The 17,592-nt window shown below is 70.5% G+C and carries 20 protein-coding genes and 1 pseudogene; 16 read left to right on the forward strand and 5 right to left on the reverse strand.

All coding sequences use genetic code 11. The features are described 5' to 3' along the window. Positions 1 to 63: 63 nt before the first annotated feature. Positions 64 to 687 carry a TetR/AcrR family transcriptional regulator gene (locus G5T42_RS09745; RefSeq protein WP_165130180.1) on the forward strand — a complete coding sequence of 208 codons (624 nt, stop codon included), beginning with the start codon at positions 64 to 66 and terminating at the stop codon, positions 685 to 687. Here the strand turns inward: G5T42_RS09745 and G5T42_RS09750 are convergent. Then, entirely contained in the window at positions 684 to 1,688 is a 1,005-nt protein-coding gene (locus G5T42_RS09750) for an o-succinylbenzoate synthase (protein WP_165128086.1), read from the reverse strand. The two genes, G5T42_RS09745 and G5T42_RS09750, sit on opposite strands and share 4 nt — an antisense overlap. 129 nt (positions 1,689 to 1,817) lie before the next feature. Here G5T42_RS09750 and G5T42_RS09755 point away from each other — a divergent pair, with 129 nt between their 5' ends. From G5T42_RS09755 to G5T42_RS09780, 6 genes are all read left to right on the forward strand, one after another. After that, positions 1,818 to 2,153 (forward strand): helix-turn-helix transcriptional regulator, encoded by a 336-nt coding sequence (locus G5T42_RS09755; protein WP_165128088.1) that lies wholly within the window; start codon positions 1,818 to 1,820, stop codon positions 2,151 to 2,153. Between the two features lie 2 nt (positions 2,154 to 2,155). After that, positions 2,156 to 3,103 carry a permease prefix domain 1-containing protein gene (locus G5T42_RS09760; RefSeq protein WP_165128090.1) on the forward strand — a complete coding sequence of 316 codons (948 nt, stop codon included), beginning with the start codon at positions 2,156 to 2,158 and terminating at the stop codon, positions 3,101 to 3,103. A 69-nt stretch (positions 3,104 to 3,172) separates the two neighbouring features. Beyond that, positions 3,173 to 3,976, forward strand: coding sequence for an LLM class F420-dependent oxidoreductase (locus G5T42_RS09765; protein WP_165128092.1), 804 nt, complete (start codon positions 3,173 to 3,175; stop codon positions 3,974 to 3,976). After that, complete coding sequence (locus G5T42_RS09770; RefSeq protein ID WP_165128094.1) at positions 3,973 to 4,935, forward strand: 1,4-dihydroxy-2-naphthoyl-CoA synthase; 963 nt, start codon at positions 3,973 to 3,975, stop codon at positions 4,933 to 4,935. The genes G5T42_RS09765 and G5T42_RS09770 overlap by 4 nt, the downstream gene beginning before the upstream one ends. Positions 4,936 to 5,035: 100 nt before the next feature. Beyond that, positions 5,036 to 6,190, forward strand: a complete 1,155-nt coding sequence (locus tag G5T42_RS09775; RefSeq protein ID WP_165128096.1) for an AMP-binding protein — start codon at positions 5,036 to 5,038, stop codon at positions 6,188 to 6,190. Positions 6,191 to 6,254: 64 nt separating this feature from the next. After that, on the forward strand, positions 6,255 to 6,917 hold the full coding sequence (locus G5T42_RS09780; RefSeq protein ID WP_165128098.1) for a hypothetical protein: 663 nt from the start codon (positions 6,255 to 6,257) through the stop codon (positions 6,915 to 6,917). On the opposite strand, the gene G5T42_RS09785 is transcribed toward G5T42_RS09780, so the two are convergent. Next, complete coding sequence (locus G5T42_RS09785; RefSeq protein ID WP_165128100.1) at positions 6,914 to 7,171, reverse strand: hypothetical protein; 258 nt, start codon at positions 7,169 to 7,171, stop codon at positions 6,914 to 6,916. The two genes, G5T42_RS09780 and G5T42_RS09785, sit on opposite strands and share 4 nt — an antisense overlap. Before the next feature lie 477 nt (positions 7,172 to 7,648). Further along, the gene (locus G5T42_RS09790; protein WP_165128102.1) at positions 7,649 to 8,041 is read right to left on the reverse strand and encodes a VOC family protein; all 393 of its coding nucleotides are present in this window, start codon (positions 8,039 to 8,041) and stop codon (positions 7,649 to 7,651) included. Positions 8,042 to 8,121: 80 nt separating this feature from the next. Between G5T42_RS09790 and G5T42_RS09795 the strand changes: the two genes are divergently transcribed. Further along, entirely contained in the window at positions 8,122 to 9,102 is a 981-nt protein-coding gene (locus G5T42_RS09795) for a 1,4-dihydroxy-2-naphthoate polyprenyltransferase (protein ID WP_165128104.1), read from the forward strand. A gap of 69 nt (positions 9,103 to 9,171) precedes the next feature. Here G5T42_RS09795 and G5T42_RS09800 read toward each other — a convergent pair whose 3' ends face one another. Then, on the reverse strand, positions 9,172 to 9,468 hold the full coding sequence (locus tag G5T42_RS09800; RefSeq protein WP_165128106.1) for a DUF4229 domain-containing protein: 297 nt from the start codon (positions 9,466 to 9,468) through the stop codon (positions 9,172 to 9,174). 87 nt (positions 9,469 to 9,555) lie between these two features. On the opposite strand from G5T42_RS09800, the gene G5T42_RS09805 reads away from it, so the two are divergent. The 3 genes and pseudogenes from G5T42_RS09805 to G5T42_RS09815 all read left to right on the forward strand — a co-directional run bounded on the left by G5T42_RS09805 (position 9,556) and on the right by G5T42_RS09815 (position 12,825). Continuing rightward, on the forward strand, positions 9,556 to 10,020 hold the full coding sequence (locus G5T42_RS09805) for a PLDc N-terminal domain-containing protein (RefSeq protein WP_165128108.1): 465 nt from the start codon (positions 9,556 to 9,558) through the stop codon (positions 10,018 to 10,020). Between the two features lie 71 nt (positions 10,021 to 10,091). Then, positions 10,092 to 11,883: pseudogene (gene menD, locus G5T42_RS09810) on the forward strand (2-succinyl-5-enolpyruvyl-6-hydroxy-3-cyclohexene-1-carboxylic-acid synthase). Between the two features lie 78 nt (positions 11,884 to 11,961). Then, positions 11,962 to 12,825 carry a polyphosphate kinase 2 family protein gene (locus G5T42_RS09815; protein WP_165128110.1) on the forward strand — a complete coding sequence of 288 codons (864 nt, stop codon included), beginning with the start codon at positions 11,962 to 11,964 and terminating at the stop codon, positions 12,823 to 12,825. Positions 12,826 to 12,828: 3 nt separating this feature from the next. On the opposite strand, the gene G5T42_RS09820 is transcribed toward G5T42_RS09815, so the two are convergent. Further along, on the reverse strand, positions 12,829 to 13,587 hold the full coding sequence (locus G5T42_RS09820; RefSeq protein ID WP_165128112.1) for a class I SAM-dependent methyltransferase: 759 nt from the start codon (positions 13,585 to 13,587) through the stop codon (positions 12,829 to 12,831). A 79-nt stretch (positions 13,588 to 13,666) separates the two neighbouring features. Between G5T42_RS09820 and G5T42_RS09825 the strand changes: the two genes are divergently transcribed. The 5 genes from G5T42_RS09825 (at position 13,667) to G5T42_RS09845 (ending at position 17,587) form a co-directional block, all read left to right on the forward strand. Beyond that, positions 13,667 to 14,017, forward strand: coding sequence for a PadR family transcriptional regulator (locus G5T42_RS09825; protein ID WP_165128114.1), 351 nt, complete (start codon positions 13,667 to 13,669; stop codon positions 14,015 to 14,017). Continuing rightward, entirely contained in the window at positions 14,014 to 14,928 is a 915-nt protein-coding gene (locus G5T42_RS09830) for a permease prefix domain 1-containing protein (RefSeq protein ID WP_165128116.1), read from the forward strand. The genes G5T42_RS09825 and G5T42_RS09830 overlap by 4 nt, the downstream gene beginning before the upstream one ends. Positions 14,929 to 15,028: 100 nt before the next feature. Beyond that, positions 15,029 to 15,724: a DUF998 domain-containing protein gene (locus G5T42_RS09835; RefSeq protein WP_165128118.1), complete on the forward strand. Its 696-nt coding sequence runs from the start codon at positions 15,029 to 15,031 to the stop codon at positions 15,722 to 15,724. Next, positions 15,717 to 16,775 (forward strand): ATP-binding cassette domain-containing protein, encoded by a 1,059-nt coding sequence (locus G5T42_RS09840; protein WP_165128120.1) that lies wholly within the window; start codon positions 15,717 to 15,719, stop codon positions 16,773 to 16,775. Before G5T42_RS09835 ends, G5T42_RS09840 begins: the two co-directional genes overlap by 8 nt. Beyond that, positions 16,772 to 17,587: an ABC transporter permease gene (locus tag G5T42_RS09845; RefSeq protein WP_165128122.1), complete on the forward strand. Its 816-nt coding sequence runs from the start codon at positions 16,772 to 16,774 to the stop codon at positions 17,585 to 17,587. The genes G5T42_RS09840 and G5T42_RS09845 overlap by 4 nt, the downstream gene beginning before the upstream one ends. Positions 17,588 to 17,592 lie beyond the last annotated feature (5 nt).

The following is a 17,592-nucleotide window of genomic DNA, read 5'->3' on the forward strand; positions in this document are numbered from 1 at the left end:
TCGCCGGTCGCAAGGCTGAACGCGAGGTGTGAAAATCGAGGCGAGGAGGACGCATTGACCGATGTGGTTCCGACCCGTCGACGCGACGCGACGAGACAGCGACTGCTGGATGCCGCGGCCGAGGTGTTCGCCGAGGTCGGGCTGGACGCGGCATCCGTCGAAGCCGTCTGCGAACGCGCGGGCTTCACGCGCGGGGCGTTCTACTCGAACTTCGACTCGAAGGACGAGCTCTTCCTCGAGCTCGCGCGCCGCGTCACGCACGAGCGGCTCGCTGCGGTGCAGGAGAGGGTGGCCGAGCTCGAGAGCGAGGGCTCGCTCGAGGTGAGCGCCGAGAGCGCGCTCGACATCGTGCAGCGCGTGCTCGATGTCACCGGTGACGACCGGCTCGGCGTGCTGCTGCTGAGCGAGATCCGCATCCGCGCGCTGCGCGACCCGCAGCTGGCCGCCGCATATCTCGTGTGGGACGACGAGCTCCACCGCAGCGTCACGCAGATCGTCGCCGACATCGAGCGCACGAAGGGTCTCCGCCTGCGCGTGCCGGCCGCCGAGGCGGCCCGCATCCTCATCACCATCTGGGACAGCTCCACCGTGCGCGGCACGATGGCCGGGGTCGACTACGAAGAGCTCTGCCGGCGCACGAACGAAGACATCGCGCGCGCCGCGACGCTCGTCATCGACCTTCCCTAGGCGCGACCGGCCTCGAGCAGCGCGTGGCAGCGCGTCACTCGCGCAAGCCACCAGTCGCGTCGGTCGGCGGATGCCGCGTTCTCGTCGAGCAGGGCGGGATCCGGGATGACGCGGCCGACCGGAAGCACGCCGGCCCGCGGGGCGAGCGTGGGGGATGCGACATCCGTCGTGAACAGCGAAGCGGTCCCCAGGCCGCAGTCGAAGTCGAGGTGGGGGAGCGCGGCGGCCAGGGCCACGCCCATCCCCAGTCCCACGGAGGTGTCGAGGGCGCTCGAGACGACCGCCGGAAGCCCGGCGGCCTCCACGATCTCGAGCGCTCGCCGGACTCCGCCGAGCGGCTGCGCCTTCACGACCAGCAGATCGGCCGCACCGGCTCGTGCGACCGCCAGGGGGTCGTCGGCCTTGCGCACGCTCTCGTCGGCGGCGATCGGGACGCCCATGTACTTCACACGGCGGCGGAGCTCGACGAGCTCGTCGACGCTGGCGCACGGCTGCTCGACGTATTCCAGGTCGAACTCGGCGAGGGCGTGGATGGCGTGCTCAGCCTCGTCGAGGTTCCATGCGCCGTTGGCATCGAGGCGCACGCGACCCTCCGGTCCCATCGCCTCGCGGACCGCGCGGACGCGCGCGACGTCGTCGGCGAGGGTCTGCCCGGCCTCGGCGACCTTGACCTTGGCGGTCCGGCATCCGTCGTATCGGGCGAGGACGGAGGGGACGGATGCCGCGGCCACCGCCGGCACCGTGGCGTTGACGTGCACCTCGTTCCGAACTGGCGCAGGCTGCGGCATCCATCCGAAATCGAGCGCCGCCGCGAGCCACGTCGCGGCCTCGGCGTCGCCGTACTCGACGAAGGGGGAGAACTCGGTCCAGCCCTCGGGCCCCTCGAAGAGCACCGCCTCCCGCACGTCGACGCCTCGGAAGCGGCTGGCGAGGGGGAGCGACACCACGCGCGCGGAGGCGAGGATCTCGGGAAGCGGGGGGACAGGAGCGGCGTCGGTCACGCGCCCATCCTCTCGCACCCCCGCGCCGTCCCCGCCCCGGTCGCCGGGGCCGTCGAAGGGTCGACCCCCGGCCGCGGCACATCACTGTGCGCTTGCCTATAGTGTGTGACACACAGTACAGTGTCACTCATGACCGAGAACGAGGCGCTCGAGACCCACCTGCAGGAGCTGCGGCGGGGCACGGTCGTGCTCGCGTGCCTGCGGCTGCTGACCACCCCTGGCTACGGCTACGGGCTCCTGGAAGAGCTCGAGGCCCGGGGGTTCGACACCGATGCCAACACGCTCTATCCGCTCCTGCGCCGCCTCGAGAAGCAGGGCCACCTCGTGAGCGAGTGGAACACCGACGAGGCGCGGCCGCGCAAGTTCTACCGCACGAGCGCCGCCGGCGACCGACTCGCCGCCACCCTCACCGACGACTTCCGCGCCATCTCCGCCGCGATCGCGGCCCTCCCCGAGAAGGACTGACCATGAACGCCACCCTCACCGACCGCTACGTCGACGCTGCGATGCGCAGCGTCCCCGAGAAGCAGCGCGACGATCTCTCCGCCGAGCTGCGGGCATCCATCCGCGACCAGATCGACGCGCGCATCGATGCCGGCGAGCCGCAGGACGCCGCCGAACGCGCCGTGCTCGTCGAGCTCGGCGACCCGGACAAGCTGGCAGCGGGCTACCTCGAGCGACCCCTCTGGCTCGTCGGTCCGCGCTACTTCCTGGACTGGTGGCGGCTCCTCAAGCTCCTCCTCGCGATCGTCCCGGCGTGCGCCGCGTTCGGCGTCGCGGTCGCGCAGACCATCGCGGGGGCCACCCTGGGCGAGATCATCGGCGCGGTCATCGGCGTCGTGATCTCGGTGATCGTGCACGTCGCGTTCTGGGTGACGCTCGTCTTCGTGATCCTCGAGCGCACGGGCCACGAGACGATGGACCCGAGTCCATGGACTCCCGAGAAGCTGCCGGAGCCGAAGGCATCCGGAGCGAAGTTCAGCGACCTGATCGGGTCGCTCGTCTTCCTGGCCATCGCGGCGGGGGCCGTGCTGTGGGATCACTTCGTCGGCTGGCCCATCGGGGGCGGCCAGACGATGCCGTTCCTCGACCCGGCGCTCTGGCCGTGGTGGATCACGGGCTTGTTCGTGCTCATGGCGGCCGAGGCCGCGCTCTCGATCGCCGTATACGCGAGGGGCCGCTGGACGACGGGGCTCGCCTACCTCAACCTCGTCCTGAACGTCGCGATCGCGCTGCCGGCCCTGTGGCTGATCTCGCGGGGGCTCTTCATCAACCCGGACTTCTTCCCGGCCGTCATCACGGACGACGGCGCGGTCGTCGACGGCATCCTGAACGTCGTCCTCGGCTTCCTCTTCGCCGGAATCGCGGTCTGGGACTCGATCGATGCCTTCCTGAAGGCGCGCCGCGCACGCTGAGTCGAAACGGACGGGAGGGATGCCGCGGCGCCGGGTCGCGGCATCCCTTTCGCGTCCTAGGCTGGCGGCATGCTCCTCGACACGCCCGTCCGACTCGGCGTGCAGCTCCAGCCCCAGCATGTGTCGTACGCGCAGCTGCGCGACGCCGTGCTGCGGCTGGAAGACGCCGGCGTCGACATCCTGTTCAACTGGGACCACTTCTTCCCGCTGTCGGGCGAACCCGACGGCCCCCACTTCGAATCGTGGACGATGCTCGGCGCGTGGGCGGAGCAGACCGAACGCGTCGAGTTCGGCGCCCTCGTCAACTGCAACAGCTATCGCAACGCCGACCTTCAGGCCGACATGGCGCGCACCGTCGACCACATCTCGGCGAAGGGCGGCGACGTCGGCCGGTTCATCTTCGGGACGGGTGCGGGCTGGTTCCGCCGGGACTACGAGGATTACGGCTACGAGTTCGGCACGCCCGGCACGCGCCTGAACGACCTCGCCCAGGGCCTCGAGCGCATCACGCAGCGGTGGGACAAGCTCAACCCGCCGCCGACCCGCCGCATCCCGATCCTCATCGGCGGGAGCGGTGAGCAGAAGACGCTGCGGCTCGTCGCGCGGTACGCCGACGTGTGGCACAGCTTCGCGTCCGCCGAGCAGCTCGAGCACAAGGTGTCGGTCATCGAGCGCTGGGGCGAGCGCGACGGGCACGACACCTCGCACATCGTCATCTCGAACGAGCTGCAGCGGCGGGACGCCGCCGCGGCGGACGAGATGTTCGACGCCGGCGTGCGGCTCTTCACGCTCGGGTTCGGCGGCCCGGACTACGACTACGACGTCGTCGACCGCTGGCTCGCGTGGCGCGACGCCAAGAACGGAACGGCATGAGCGTCTCGGAGCTGTTCGACGAGGGTGCGTGGAGGGCCGCGCCCGGCTCCGAGGCATACACCGACATCACGGCGCACATCTCGACCGACGGCCGGATCGCGCGCATCGCGTTCGACCGGCCGGAGGTGCGCAACGCCTTCCGCCCGCACACCGTGGACGAGCTGTACCGGGCGCTCGACACGGCGCGGCAGGACCCGCGCATCGGTGTCGTGCTCCTGACGGGCAACGGCCCCAGCCCGAAGGACGGCGGCTGGGCGTTCTGCTCCGGCGGGGACCAGCGGATCCGCGGCCGCGACGGCTACCAGTACGCCGACGACGACCCTTCGACGAGCTCAGGGACCGGGGGTGGAGGGTCAGGGACCGGTGGGGGAAGCCCAAGGACCGGGGGAGTGGATGCGTCGCGCACCGGGCGCCTGCACATCCTCGAGGTGCAGCGGCTGATCCGGTTCATGCCCAAGGTCGTCATCGCGGTGGTCCCCGGGTGGGCGGCCGGCGGAGGGCACTCGCTGCATGTCGTGTGCGACCTCACGATCGCGAGCGCCGAGCACGGGCGCTTCAAGCAGACCGACGCCGACGTCGGCTCGTTCGACGCCGGCTACGGCTCGGCGTACTTCGCCCGGCAGATCGGGCAGAAGTTCGCGCGCGAGGTGTTCTTCCTCGCCGAGGAGTATTCGGCTCAGCGCGCGTACGAGATGGGCGCCGTCAACCGCGTCGTGCCGCACGACCGGCTCGAGGCCGAGGCGCTCTCGATGGCCCGGACGATCCTGACCAAGTCGCCCACGGCGATCCGCATGCTCAAGTTCGCGTTCAACGCCGTCGACGACGGGCTCGTCGGCCAGCAGGTGTTCGCGGGCGAGGCGACGCGGCTCGCGTACGGCACCGACGAGGCGGTCGAGGGGCGTGACGCGTTCCTCGAGAAGCGCGACCCCGACTGGGCGCCATACCCTTGGCAGTACTGAGCTCGGCCATGGCGATCGCACCTCTCCACCGCGGCGCATGCCGCCTGTTCCTCCGCGCGTCGTCGCTCGCGCGCGGCATCGCGAGGAGCTCCGGCACGGCATGAGACTCGAACCCGTCGTCGGCGACGATCCGCGTGAGATCCTCCGGGCCCTCCGCTCCGCGATCCACGGCGCCGGTCCCGCTCTGGGGCTCGGCATGGTGCGGGCGATGCCCGAGTCCGTCCGCGCCGGGACAGCCGTGGTCGTCACGACCTCCGGCTCGACCGGCGTCCCCAAGAGCGTCGTCCTGAGCCGCGACGCGCTCACCGCGAGCGCCCTCGCGACCGCTGCCCGCATCGGCGAGGGCGCCTGGCTGCTGGCCCTCCCGGCGAGCTATGTCGCGGGGCTGCAGGTGCTCGTCCGCGCCATCGTGGCCGACCGCGAGCCGGCGATCCTCAGCGGATCGTTCACGCCGCAGGCCTTCGCGGCCGCCGCGCTCACCATGGCGTCGAGCGAAGGCGGCATCCGCGTGCCCACGTACACGTCGCTCGTGCCGGCCCAGCTCGCGCGACTCCTCGACGCGGCCGACGAGGATTCCGGCGTCGCGACGGCGCTGCGCTCGTTCGAGACGATCCTCGTCGGGGGTCAGGCGCTTCCCCCGGTCCTCCTCGAGCGCGCTCAGGCGCTCGGTGCGCGCATCGTCCGCACGTACGGCTCGACCGAGACGAGCGGCGGGTGCGTGTACGACGGTCGGCCCCTCGACGGGGTGGGGGTGCGGCTGGTCGACGGCGAGGTGCAGCTGTCGGGTCCGACCCTCGCGGACGGGTACCTCGGCGAGCCGGAGCTGACGGATGCCGTGTTCCTCCGCGACGGCGTGGGACGGCGCTGGTATCGCACGGGCGATGCCGGCCTCATCGAGGACGGAGTCCTGCGGGTGCGCGGCCGCATCGACAACGTCATCGTCACCGGGGGGATCAACGTGTCGCTCGACCGCGTCGAGCGGATCGTGCGATCCGTCCCGGGTCTTTCCGGCGCCGTCGTCATCGGCGTTCCGGATGACAAGTGGGGCGAGGCATCCGTCGTCGTCGCCACCCGAGGCGAAGCCCTGCGGCGCAGCGAATCCGTGCAGCTCGAGGAGGCGCGGGCGGCCGTCGCCGACGAGATCGGTCCGCACGCACGGCCCGCGCGGCTCGTGCTCGTCGACGAGCTCGCGACGCTGCCCTCGGGCAAGCCCGACCGCGAGGCGATCCGCCGCGCCGTCGCGGCCCTGCGCTGAGCTAGCCGTCCCCCAATCGGCCGACATCGCAGCGTGCGTGATGTTGCTAGCGTCGCGAGCGGCGGTGCAACGACGCACCACCGCAACGAAAGGAATCTCTTTGAAGATCCGCAGAATCCGTAGCCGGGTTGGTGTGGCGGCGCTGACTGGCGCATTCATCTTGGGGAGCGTGTTGGCAGCCGTACCGGCCTCTGCCGCGGGAAAGAGCGACCCGGCCGACCCTGTGCAGCAGCACGTCAGCCAGGTTGGCTCTCAGATCCCGACCGGTGATCCGGCTCCGGTATTGGCTGGTGTGGCACCACAACCCTCAGGCGGAGTGACGATCGCGGCCGCCGGGTACACAGTGACATGTACGCCTGACGCACAAAATCCCCACATCTCATCGGGTGCCGGTGGCGTGATCTACAAGACACGCGTCTCTTGCCTGGGCACGGGCGCTTTTCCTCTGCAGGTGACTATCCGCGTGCGGGGCGCCCTCATGTTCGATAGCGCCGCCTACAGCGGGGACACCTCTAACGGGATCAATTGGTACGCGATCCGCTCAAGCACTGAGTCGCGCATCGTGCAGGTCAACGGGGTGTGGAACACGTTCTACACTCCCCAGTCAGGCACCCCGGGCGCCGGATCGACTGGACACTACCAGGGCTCGAGCACAGTGGAAATCACTTCTCCCACCGGACAAAAGGTGGGGTCCGACATCTCCCAGGTCGTTTTTATCGCTCCTTAGTGGGCGGTCGCGCCCGGGCGGCGGGAGAGGAGCAAGACTAGACCAACCCCGCCGCTCGGGTCGGAAACTTTCGCGAAGAGCTCGAACGCCTCGTCATTCTGCAGCTCATTTGCCCAATCCAGTGCACCGACGACGTTCGGCGTGTCAAGATCGAAGGTTTCTACGCGCTCCCCGGCGCGGAAGATGCTGACACGGAAGCCGTCGGCGTTTGCCTCCCAGAGGGCATCCCGCTCGTCGACCAGCCTTGCTTTCATGCTGGCAGTCTATGGTGGTGTGTCGGCCACAGCGACTGGGGACCACGGATCTCGGCGGTAGCAGCCGTGGGTCGTATTCGAGCCCGGCGAGGGCCGGCAACAGCCAACTGGGAACGGCGGAATATCGCGCCACTTGAGTGGTACGACATTCGTCGTGGCGGGGATGTTTGGGGTCTGTTTTGGCCGGACTCACCGTCGGCTTCGTCACCGTGCTTCGGAATCGGTCGGCCTGGAGAAGTCCCCGATCCGAACGACGCGCGGACCTGGAAACCGCGGGTGCGCGTCGAGCGGAGCGCTGGCGGACGCGGACACTCGTCTGAAGCGCGTTATCGCATCCTCGTCTGGCATAGCGGTCGCCTCAGTCATCGCGTCCCTCTGGCGAGGCGGAGTCGACTGGGCATTACTGCTTCTCTGCGGCATAGTGTTGCTCATTTCCGCGGCGTCATTGCTGGTGCTGATTTGGCGCCGAGCCAAGAACTAGTCGCCCGCCCCGTCCTCGTCGGAGCGCGCGTCGACGACGCAGAACCGGTTGCCCTCGGTGTCTTCCAGGACGACCCAATCGGCGTCCTCGGGGTACTTGTCCCAGTCGACCTCGTGAGCACCCAGCCCGAGCAGGCGTTCGATCTCCGCGGCCTGATCGTCGGCGTACAGGTCGAGATGGATCCGCGGCGGGTAATGCTGCGGATAGCCGGTGACGGACAGCGCGATGCTCGCCCCCGGAGCCTTCCAGTTCTCCTTGTACGGCGGGTCGAGGACGACCCAGTCGTCCGACGGCTCGCTCCGGTTGACGTACCCCAGCGCGGCGCGCCAGAAGGCGCCCGCCCGCTCGATGTCCTCGACGGTCAGCACGACGGTCCCTACGCTCAGCATGCCGTCATTGTGACGACAGACGGGCGCCGCGAACAGGGGTTGCGCGTGCGTCATGAGCGCGGCATCTATGATTTCCCCTCGTGGCAGGCACCCCCAGCAAGAACCGCAGGCAGACGGGCCCCAAGAAGCAGCCCCCGCGCGGGAATCCGCAGAAATCCGGCGAATCGCGCGCTCCGCGGCCCCTTCAGAAGGCGACCGCCCGCGACTGGATCGGTGCCGCGCGGCTGCGCACGCTTCCCCTCGCCGTCACCCCGGTCCTCATCGGCACGGGGGCGGCGCACCTCGTCGACGCGCAGTTCCACTGGGTCCTGGCGCTCTTCTGCCTTCTCGTGTCCGTCAGCCTGCAGATCGGCGTCAACTACGCCAACGACTACAGCGACGGCATCCGCGGCACCGACGACCATCGGGTCGGCCCCGCTCGGCTGACGGCGTCGCGCAAGGCGAAGCCGCGCACCGTGCTGCTCGTCGCCTTCGCCTTCTTCGCGCTCGCGGCGCTCGCGGGGCTTGCGATCGTCATCCGTACGCAGCAGTGGTGGATGCTTCTCGTCGGCGCGGTCTGCATCCTGGCGGCGTGGTTCTACACCGGCGGCAAGCGGCCGTACGGCTACTACGGTCTCGGCGAGCTCTTCGTCTTCGTGTTCTTCGGGCTCGTCGCGACGGCTGGCACGACCTATGTGCAGGTGCTGTCGGTCCCGCAGGAGGCGTGGTTCGGCGGCGTCGCGGCGGGACTCCTCGCGTGCGCGGTGCTCCTCGCGAACAACCTCCGTGACATCGACCAGGACCGCGCCGCGCGCAAGCGCACCCTCACGGTGCTCATCGGCCGCCGCGCGACGCAGTGGCTGTTCACGGTCTTCGTGCTGGTGCCGTTCGGCATCGCGGTATTCCTGGCGCTCTTCTACCCGATCGCCTGGCTGACGCTTCTCGTGCTGCTCGCGGCGCTCCCCGCGATCCTCATCGTCTGGACGTATCGCGTGCCGAAGGAGCTCCTCGTCGCCCTCGCCCTCACGTCGCTGACGTCGATCGCCTACGGTGCGGCGCTCTTCTGGGCGTTCATCGGCTGACGCTCCCGGCCCGGGGCTTCATAGGCAGACGCGCGCGCCGACGGGCGTCGTGCGACGCGCCCGTTCGCGTCAGCGCTGTTCGCGCTCGGAGGAGTCGACGGCGTCGGCCGCGGCATCCTCCGCTTCCTCGTCGCGCACGGCGTCACGCCGCCGCGTGCGCTCGCGACGTTCGGCGAGGCCCGAGGTCGCTTCTTCGAGGGGCCGGCGGAGGAAGAGGAGCGAGAGGCTCAGGCCGATGAGCGCCGCGAAGATCGCCGCGAGCCAGTACAGCTCGCGGAAGACCGGGAACAGCATCAGGATGCCGAACGGCACGAGGAAGGCGAGGAGCCGCAGCACCGTGTAGAGGATCGCGGAGCGGGCTTTCACCACATCATCGTAATTCGGTGGAACACTCACCGGTCACCGTTCGGTCACGCCCAGGCCATGTACAGCCCACGCGCCTAGGATGAGTACGTGGTGAAGCTGCTGCTGATTCTGGCCGTGGTGGCGATCGCGTTCTGGGTCTTCACCATCGTCGATTGCGCCGTGCAGCCGCCGGTTCGACACCGGGGCGTCAGCAAGCCCGTCTGGGTGCTGATCGTGGTCCTGCTGCCGGTGCTCGGCGGCATCCTGTGGCTCCTCGTCGGCCGCGTCCGCGGCAGCCTCGCAGCCGTGCGTCAGGCACCCGACGACGACCCGGAGTTCCTCGGACGCATCGGCACCGTGAGCGATCAGGACGAGCGCATCCGCCGCCTGGAAGAAGAGCTCGCGCTCCTCGATGCCGAGGACGACGATCCCAAGTGGCACCCGCCGGCTCCGCCCGCGCCCGGACCGGCAGCCGCCAAGCCCGGCGAGTCGGCCGCTCCCGGCGAGCCCACGGGCCTCGGAACAGGTCCCGACGACGACGAGACCCGCGGTCAGCGCGGGGCCCTCGGCTGACGGTGGATCCCGAGGCTGACGGCGAGCACGTCGCCGCGACCGACGATGAGCCCGCGCACGATCCGCGCCGGCTGGCCTCTCCGGCGACGGATGCCGCGGCCGCCCTCCTCGGAGCGCTCGTCGACCAAGGGGTCCGGCATGTCGTGCTCAGCCCCGGCTCGCGGTCACAGGCCCTCGCACTCGTCGCCGCTGAGCTCGAACGCCGGGGCGTGCTCCAGCTCCACGTGCGGCTCGATGAGCGTGTCGCGGGGTTCACGGCGCTCGGCATCGGACGCGAGACGCGGATGCCGGCGGCTGTCGTCTGCACGTCGGGCACCGCCGCTGCGAACCTCCTGCCGGCTGCGCTCGAGGCTCATCACGCCGGTGTGCCCCTCCTGCTCCTGACGGCGGACCGCCCGCCCGAGCTGCGCGGCGTCGGCGCGAACCAGACGACGCGCCAGCCCGGCATGTTCGCGCCGAACGTGCGCTGGGAGGCCGACCTGCCCGTGCCGGAGTCCACCGACCCCGAGGGCGGCTCCGAGCAGAGCCTCATGCTCCGCGAGGTCGCCGAGCAGGCCGTCGCCGCGGCCCTCGGTGAAGGGACGCGCTCCTCCGGGCCCGTGCACCTCAATCTGCCGTTCCGCGAGCCCCTCGCGGGAGACGTTCCGACCTGGCTCACCGTGCCGGTCGCCGAGCTCACGGTCGAGCCCCTGGACGACCCCGACCTCGCGCCCGTTCCTGCAGACGCGATCGACGAGCCGTCGGGCGCGCTCTACCAGGGCGGGGGAGGCATCGGCGAGTCCGACCTGCCGATCGAGCCCGAGCGCGTTCCCCACATCCTCGACCGCGGCCCGCGCACCGTCGTGCTCGCCGGCGCCGATGCCGGGCCGGAGGCCGAGGAGCTCGCACACGCGGGCGGCTGGCCCCTCGTTGCCGAGGTCGTCAGCGGTGCGCGCTTCGGGCGTCACCTCGTGCACGGCTACCGCGAGCTGCTCGCCGACCCCGAGCTCGGGGGGCGCATCGAGCGGGTCGTCGTGCTCGGGCACCCCACGCTGAGCCGCGAGACGGCGGCGCTGCTTGCCGATCCCGATGTCGAGGTCTACGCGCTCCGCGGACCCGGGGAGCCGATCAACCTCAACGGCGCGACCACGCCGCTCGACGCCGTGGGGGTCGCCGTCGGAGAGATCGACCGCGACTGGCTCGGGCTGTGGCTGCGCGCTTCGCGCGAGGCATCCGTCGACCTCTCCCCGCCGGCTCCCGACGCCGACGGCCTCGCGTCCGCCGTCCCGAGCGAGCGGCTCGGCGCCATCTCAGCCGAGCTCGACGCCATCCGGGCGCCCATCGACCGGGCGACGCTCGTCGACGCGGTGTGGCGCGCCACGTGGCCGCACGACCGCCTCATGTTCGGGTCGTCGCGCCTCGTCCGGGTGGCCGATGCGCTGCTGGGCGGCAAGAAGATCCCCGTGCACGCCAACCGCGGCCTCGCCGGGATCGACGGCACGCTGGCGACGGCGTTCGGCATCGCCCTCGCCAGCCAGACGGACGGCCGGCCGGGCGTCACGCGCGTGCTGCTCGGCGACCTCGCGTTCCTGCACGACGTGGGGGCGCTGCTCCTGGCGCCGGGGGAGCGGGAGCCTCGCCTGCAGGTCATCGTCGGAAACGACGGGGGCGGAACGATCTTCGACGGGCTGGAGGTCGCGCAGGTGGCCGAGCGCGATGCGATGGACCGGGTGCTCTACACGCCGCACACCGTCTCGCTCGAGGACCTCGCCCGCGCCTACGGCTGGGGGGTACGCGCGGGCCGCGACCCGGGCCGAGCTCGATCAGGTGCTGACGGCTCCGCCGTCCGGCCGGCAGCTGGTCGAGGTGCCGCTGCCGCGCTGAGACGCGGCATCCGTCCCAGGTCATGACGCGATGCGCAACCTCTCGTGTGCGAGGCGAGCGCTCCGCCATGATGAACGCATGACCGCGAAGAGTCAGAAGAACTGGACCGGTGAGCCGTCCGAGCTCCTGCGCGTGGGCGAGGGCTTCCGGCTCGCCGATGTGGACCCGTCCGCGACGCCGGGATACGACGGCGGGAAGAAGTCGGCGCAGCAGGATCTGGAGTCGGGTGCCGCGGAGCTCGACGAGTACCAGGAGCGGCTCTTCGCCGAGAGCCGGTCCGACGCGACGAATGCCGCGGTGCTGCTGGTGCTTCAGGCGATGGACTCCGCCGGGAAGGGCGGGATCATCCGGCATGTCGTGGGTTCGGTCGATCCTCAGGGCGTCGCGCTCGCGGCCTTCAAGGCGCCGACGAAGGAGGAGCTCGCGCACGACTTCCTCTGGCGGATCGAGAAGGAGCTGCCCGCGCCGGGCTTCATCGGCGTCTTCGACCGCTCTCACTACGAGGACGTCCTCATCGCCCGGGTGCGCGATCTCGCCGAGCCCACGGAGATCGACCGCCGCTACGACGCGATCAACGACTTCGAGAAGCGCGTCTCCGACGGCGGCACGCGGATCGTCAAAGTCATGCTGCACATCTCGCCCGACGAGCAGCGCGAGCGGCTCATGGAGCGGCTCGAGCGACCCGACAAGTACTGGAAGTACAACCCCGGCGACGTCGACGAGCGGCTCCTGTGGCCGAAGTACATGGATGCCTATCAGCTCGTGTTCGAGCGGACGTCCACGCCGTGGGCGCCCTGGCACGTCGTCCCGGCCGACAGCAAGTGGTACGCGCGCATCGCCGTGCAGGCTCTGCTCCTCGAGGCGCTGGAGAGGGTCGACCCGCGCTGGCCGGCCCCCACGTTCGACGTCGAGGCCGAGAAGGCGCGTCTCGCCGCCAGCTGAGGCTCACACCGTGCCGCGGGCGGCCCACGCTGTCGCGCTCACCGTGAACGGTCCCTGACCGACCGCCTCGATGGCTTCGGCGCGCACGCGGGCGACGGCCTCGTCATCCAGGCCGTCGAGTGCGCCGGCCACCGTGCCGGTGCCGTGTGTCTGCACGCGCCACCACCCGTCGAAGTCCGGGTACTCCACGGCCACCGTCAGCGCCGTCTCTCGCACGGCGCTGCATCCGGCCTCCTCGAGCAGTCTCACCAGATCGCCCTGGCGGGTGCCCGCTCGACCGGGTAGTCCCGCCGTCGATCCGGTCTCGCGGCGGGCCGCACGCGCGAAGGCCGAATACGGTGCTCGCTCGTTCTCGAGATCCCAGACGCAGGCGGCCACGACACCCCCGGGCCGCGTCACGCGGACCATCTCCCGCGCACCCGCCGCGGGATCGGCCATGAAGTGCACGACGAGTTCGGCGAGCGTCGCGACGAAGAGGTCGTCGTCGAACGGGAGGCTCTCTGCGGCCCCGTGACGGATGTCGGCCCAGGGGAAGCGCTCGGCCGTCGACCGGACGAAGGACTCCGACGGATCGACGCCCGCGACCTCCGACGCGCCGTAACGCCGCACGAGCACCGACGTGAGTGCACCCGTGCCACAGCCGACGTCGAGTGCCCGGCCGTCGGCGGGCGGATCCACCCAGTCGACGAACTCCTCGGCGAGCGGGAACGAGAAGCGTCCCATGAAGTCGTCGTACGTCGCGGCGGGCACGTCGAAGCTCATGCGCGGACTCTACGCCGGAGCATCCCGAGCCTGAAGCAACCTTGTGTGGGCAAGTACTTGATGTGGTACAGTACTTGCCATGACACAGGACGACGCCTTCGCAGCCGACCTGCTGCGCGGCCACACCGACACGATCGTGCTCGGTGTGCTGCGTCGCGGCGACCGCTACGGCTTCGAGATCTACAAGACGATCCGCGATGCGACCGGCGGCGACCACGAGATCAAAGAAGCGACCCTCTACGCGACTTACCGGCGCCTCGAGAAGGACGGGCTCGTCGAGTCCTACTGGGGCGACGAGACGCAGGGCGGCCGTCGCAAGTACTACCGCATCACCGACGCCGGCCGCGCCGTCTACCGCTCCAAGGTGGCGGCCTGGGTCGCCACGCGCCGCATCATCGACTCCCTCCTCGACGTGAAGGAACAGCAATGAACACCGACATCCACCGCCTCCTCGACGAGGCGTTCCAGGGCGTCGAGATGACCCCCGACGCGCAGGACCTGAAGGAGGAGGTGCGGGCCAACCTCGTCGCCCGCGTCGATGAGCTCGAGGCATCCGGCGTCTCTCCGTCCGTCGCGGCGCAGCGTGCGATCGCCGAGCTCGGCGATGTCCGCGAGCTCCTGGGGGAGACGGATGCCTCGGCCCGGCCCGCGGCCGGCAGCTCAGGCGCATCGTCCGGCCGTGAGACTCCGCAGGCGGCCTTCCTCCGCCACCGCGTGCGTCCGAAGAGCGGCTTCGTCGTCCGCACGGTCGCCCTGAGCATCGTCGCGGCGATCGCACTCGTGGTGCTGGTGCTCGGCGTGTTCGCCATCGTGCCCGCGGGCATGGTGGGGCTCATCGCCCTGGGGCTCGCCTTCTCGGCACCGCTCGGGTTCGTCACGGCCGACGCGCTGCGGCAGGAGACGACGACGAACCATCCGCTGCCGACCGGCCGCGCTGTCGGCTTCGGCGCGGCGACCTTCGGAGTGCTCGAGGGACTCGCCCTCGGCGCCGTCTTCGCCGTCTATGTCGAGGCGGTATGGCTCGTGGTGCTCGCGGCGCTGCTGTTCGTGGCATCCGTCGTGCTGTTCAGCTGGCTGGGTGCGACGCAGACCAACCGCAAGAAGGCTTGGACGCGCACCGCGTGGGACCACGAGGTGAGCAACCGGTTTGAGGACGAGCCCGAGACCGCTGCCCGTTTCGGGATCTACACCGCCGTCATCTGGATCATCACGTTCGCCGTCATCGTGCTGCTCGTCTTCACGGTCGGCTGGTGGTGGGCGCCGCTCGCCTTCGTCGGCGGCTTCGCCGTCATGATGCTCGTGCTCGCCAACATGATGTTCGGCGCGCGCAAGAAGCCCTGACCTCGGCCCGTTCAGGCCCGTCCACGCGGTCTCCGGCCGCTTCTCACCCGGCCCCCGCCGGCCCCGTTCGAACCCATTCAGAGAGAAGGGATGCCTCGCCATGCCTGAAAACGACAGTTCGGCCGCCTCGCGGTCGGCACTCCTGGCCCCCGCCGGAGCGGTCCTGTTCACCGCCGCCTGGCTGATCCTCGGCGCCGCGAGCCCGGGCTACGAGCTCTTCGGCCACGTCATCGCGCCGTACTCCTGGATCAGCCAGCCCGTGAGCGGGCTCGGACTCGGGGTCACGGGCCCCTGGATGAACGCAGCCTTTATCGTCGGCGGACTGCTGGTCATGGCCGGCACCCTCGCATCGGCGCGGCAATGGCTCAGCCGGGGCGGACTCTCGACGACGGCCTTCGTTCTCATCGCGCTGACCGGCGTCGGGATGATCGTGTGCGGCGTCTTCACCCTCGAGTCGATGATGCTGCACCTCCTCGGCTTCCTCCTCGCCGTTCCGCTGCCCGCCGCCGGCTTCCTGCTCGCCGCCGTCGCCCTGCGGCGCTCCGACCCGCGGCTCGCCGTGGTCGGTGTGGTCGGTGGCATCGTCTCGCTCGCGCTGTTCGCCGTCTTCATGGCGACCTTCGACGCGACCGGTGCGGGCGGCAACGACGGCATCGCCGGGATCGTGCAGCGGGCGCTCATCCTCGTGGTCCTCGCCACGCAGTCGGCGCTCGTCGTGGGCGTCACCCGGCGGCCCGCGGGCGGAACGGACATGCAACACCGAACAGAGAAAGAAGGGATGCCTCGCCATGCCTGAGAACCAGAACCTCGCGATCGTCGCCGAAGACCTCGTGAAAATCTATCCCGGCCGAGCCCGAAAGCCCGCCGTGCGGGCGCTCGACGGACTGAGCTTCACCGTTCCCGCCGGACGCGTCTTCGGCCTCCTCGGCCCCAACGGCGCCGGCAAGTCGACGACGACGAAGATCCTCACGACGCTGTCGAAGCCGACGAGCGGCGCTGCACGGGTCTCGGGGCACGACGTGCTCCGCGCTCCCGATGCGGTGCGCGCCGCGATCGGCTACGTGTCGCAGGGGTCGAGCACCGACCCCGTCCTCACGGCGACCGAGAACCTCGAGATCGCCGGTCGCCTCCGCGGCATCGGGTCGGGTGATGCCCGCCGGCGCGCAGCGCGCCTCCTCGACGACTTCGGCCTGGCCGAGGCATCCCGCCGCCCCGTCTCGACGTTCTCGGGGGGCATGCGCCGCCGCCTGGATGTCGCGGCCGCCCTCGTGCACCGCCCGCGGGTGCTGTTCCTCGACGAGCCGACAACGGGCCTCGACCCCGAGGCTCGTGCCGCGATGTGGTCCGAGATCCGCCGCCTGTCCGGCGAGGAGGCGCTCACTGTGGTGCTCACCACGCACTACATGGAGGAGGCGGATCGTCTCGCCGACGAGCTCCTGCTCGTGAACGGCGGCCGTGCCGTCGTGCAGGGCACACCCGAGGCGCTCAAAGAGGCCCTGCACGGCGACTCGATCCGCGTCTCGCTCGTCGAACCCGACCCCGCCGCCGTCCGAGCCGCCGTTGCGCGCGTCGCGGGGCTCCGCGACGTCGTGGTCGAGGCATCCGGCACCGACGGCGTCCTCGCCGCCCGCACCGACGACGCGTCCGGCGCGGTCGGAGCGGTCATCGCCGCGCTGGATGCCGCGGGCATCCGCTACGGGCAGGTCGCGGCCTCCCACCCCACCCTCGACGACGTGTACCTGCACTTCGTCGGCCACACCTTCGGCGACCCCTCGACGAGCTCGGGGGCCGGCGGCGGTGCGACCGCCGGCGACGCAGACACGATCACGACAGGAGCGGCAGCATGAGCACGATCGCGCTCACGACCACACGCACGACCCCGGCCCGCTCGGGCTGGTTCACCCAGACCGGGCAGGTCCTGCGCCGGTGGCTCATCTCGAGCGTGCGGCAGGCGTGGGGTCCTGTCATGTCGCTCGTGCAGCCGATCATCTGGATCGCGCTGTTCGGAGCCGTCTTCTCGGCACTCGGCGACCTGCCGCAGTTCGGCGGCGAGGGGTACATCGACTACCTCGTTCCCGGCATCCTCATGATGACGGTGCTCTACTCCGGCGCGTGGGCGGGGACCGGGTACATCGACGACATCGGCTCCGGCGTCATGGACCAGTACCTGACGTCGCCGATCTCGCGCAGCGCGATCATCACGGGGCAGCTCGCGCAGCAGCTCATCATCAACGTGCTGCAGTCGCTCGTGGTGCTCGGCATCGGCTGGCTCGCCGGCGCACGCTACCCGGGAGGCATCGTCGGCATGGCGGTGGCGCTCGGCGTCGCGACGCTCCTCGCGACGGTCTTCTGCTCGATGTCGACGGCGATCGCGCTGACGACCCGCAACCAGATCGCGCTCATCAGCCTGTCGCAGCTGATCGTGCTCCCCGCGACCTTCCTGTCGACGACGATGATGCCGGCCGACCTCATGCCCGAGTGGGTGCAGAGCGTCTCCCGCTGGAACCCGATGACGTGGGCGGTCGAACTCGGCCGCGGCGGCCTCGACGGCTCCTACCCGGAGTACGGCTGGTGGCAGGCCGGCGGGCTCGCCGTGCTCGCGGCGCTCGCCTTCCTCTGGTCGGTCGGGGCGATCCGCTCGTACCAGCGCTCGATCTGACCATC

This window comes from Microbacterium sp. 4R-513 (genome assembly GCF_011046485.1).
Classification (GTDB): Bacteria; Actinomycetota; Actinomycetes; order Actinomycetales; family Microbacteriaceae; genus Microbacterium.